Annotated in this window: 2 protein-coding genes; one reads left to right on the forward strand and one right to left on the reverse strand. The window is 43.2% G+C overall.

Annotated features, from left to right (window positions below; translation table 11 throughout):
- The first annotated feature begins 51 nt into the window (after positions 1 to 51).
- Positions 52 to 1,830, forward strand: coding sequence for a pentapeptide repeat-containing protein (locus AC4II3_RS32360; protein WP_488017150.1), 1,779 nt, complete (start codon positions 52 to 54; stop codon positions 1,828 to 1,830).
- A gap of 36 nt (positions 1,831 to 1,866) precedes the next feature.
- Here AC4II3_RS32360 and AC4II3_RS32365 read toward each other — a convergent pair whose 3' ends face one another.
- A complete protein-coding gene (locus AC4II3_RS32365; protein WP_488017148.1) occupies positions 1,867 to 2,472 on the reverse strand; it encodes a Uma2 family endonuclease in 606 nt (201 codons plus the stop codon).
- Positions 2,473 to 2,647: the final 175 nt, after the last annotated feature.

Below are 2,647 nucleotides of genomic sequence, written 5' to 3' on the forward strand. Positions count from 1 at the left end.
CCTGCCTGATAAATTGCTGATCCAATTTGTTAACCAGCGGTTATTGAGAAATTGCCCTCTTTCATTCTGGGAGTGTCAGTATTGTTGATATTTGACTCTAATGACATAGAGAGCCAAGTTTTAGGCTGGACAGCTTTGGTGTTAATAATTGTCTTATTTGCTATTATTCTTCGTCAAGGTATCGGAGAAACCTTCGCCGTAGTCGCAACCATAGGCTTTGCCGCAGCCATAGGCTTCGCCATAGCCTCCGGAGCCGGAGCCGGAGACATAACCTTCAGCATAGCGGGAGCCATAACCATAGCCTTTGCCATAACCTTCGGTTTCAGCACAACCGGAGCCATAGCTGCAACCTTCACTAAAACGGGACTCATAGCCGCAGGCGGAACTATAATTGGACCCGGAGTCCTAGCCTTCACTGGAAATATCATACCTGCAGCTGCAGCCTTAGTCATAAACTTACTGGCTGCTCACTTGGGTCGGCGTGCTCTGAAAGGAGATCCCCGAGATGCCTGGATTCGTACTATTGCTATTGCTCTTACTGCTACAGGAGGAACCAGTTTTTACAAAGCCGATTTAACTAATGCTGATTTTACGGGAGCAAGCCTCAAAAGTACAGATTTAAGAGAAGCGACTATCACTCGTACTTGTTGGCGAAATACCATTAAACTTGACCAAGCTAGACTAGGAACAAGCTACCTTAAAGATACAAACGTTAGACAATTGCTGATAACTGGAGAGGGACAAGATAAAAACTTTGATCGCCTCGACCTAAGAGGTATTAATTTAAAGGGAACTAATCTACAAGATGCTAGCTTCATCAGAACAGACTTAAACCGAGCTAACTTACAAAATGCTAATTTATCCAGAGCTAAGTTAGTTCAAACGTTACTAGAAGGAGCAGATTTAACCAGAGCCACCTTAACGGGAGCATATATCGAAGATTGGGGAATCAGCAATACTACTAAATTAATTGAAATTGATTGCGATTATATTTTCCTGAAACTACCAACTAAAAATGCTCCAGACCCTCAACGTCGTCCTGCTGACCAAGAGAGAAATTTTGAACCGGGTGAATTTGCTAAGTTAGCTCAGAAAATTCCCAATACTGTCGATTTAATTTTTAAAGATGGTATCGACTGGCAGACTTTTCTGAAAACGTTTCAAGAGCTTCGAGTTCGAGTAGAAAGCGAAACAGGAGAGCTACCAGTCATACAGACTATAGAAAATAAAGGCGACGGTGCTTTTGTTATTCGCGTAAAAGTCCCTGAGGAGGTTGATGAAGCTGAATATGAGCGGAAATTTTGGGCAAAATACAATCCAATGTTAGAGGCTAAAGATGAAAAAATAAAACTTTTATCTGAGCAAATAGAGTTTTATGATGAACAAATAGAATTTATACGTAAAAACAATACTAGATTAATGGGAGTTGTTGAAACAATGGCAGATCAAGAAACTATTATAATTGATAAAATTGACAAGCGTGACCAGCGTGGTGCCAAGTTTAACGTTGGTGGTAACTATGTCGAAAGAGCTGAGTCTGTTAGTAGTCAGCAAAGCTATGCTAATCAAAATAACTACGAGGAAGCTGACAAAAACCTAGCAGAAGCAGCAGCTGAAATCCAGCAATTACTAGAGCAACTAGAGAAAACCAACCCTACTGCCACAGAAGCACAGCAAGAAGCCTTTGTCAGTGCAGCCATTACACCAACCAAGAAAGAAAGGCTAATTAATGCTCTCAAAGAAGGTGGTCAAGGAGCAATTGAAGAATTCCTTGATAACCCATATTTGAATGTAGCAATTAGAATTATTGAAGGGTGGAGAAACCCTTAGTTTTACAAGTGACGATGCTGCTGATAACTCCTGCTCCTACCAGATTTTCCCCAGCTTCAGCACGAAACCAGGCAGCACCGACTCATCCCCCTTTACCGTAGCAGGATTGTCCAACTGCTCCACTTCCCCACCAGGACGGTAAATATACAACCGACGATTATTGGGGTCAATCAACCACCCTAACCTCGCGCCATTGTCCATGTACTCTTCCATCTTCTCCTTGAGATCGTTGACGCTATCACTGGGGGAACGCAATTCAATCACAAAATCTGGGCATAGAGGAGCAAATTTTTCCTGTTGTTGAGGTGTTAGGGCTTCCCATCTTTCTAAGGTTACCCAAGAAGCATCAGGGGAGCGCTCTGCACCATTGGGAAGCTTAAAGCCAGCAGAAGAGTCAAAACCCTTGCCTGTGCCATCTTGTTCTACCCAACTCCACAACTGACCATTGAGACTGAAATTTCGACCTCCGGTTCCACTGCCTGTTGGGGGCATAACAATTATTTCTCCCTCTGACGTGCGTTCAATCCGTAAATCTCGATTAATCTGACAAAATTCAAAAAACTGGTCATCATCCATGTCCAATGCTGGGGGCATCCTCAGCACAATGGGATTAGTTTCAACAGGTGTGGTGGCTACTGTCATGACTTAGCTACTTCCCGCACAAAAGAGTTTCTTCTATTTTAATTACGGGGTTGCTAAATAATGGAATGATTTTAAGAGTAGGTGCGCTTTCCAATCGGCGAGTAAATCGCCCTTGGGTCGCACCTGTAGAATGGGCATCAGGCGTGGAACTGGCATCTTGCGTAGAACTGGCATC

This window comes from Moorena sp., from assembly GCF_982860115.1.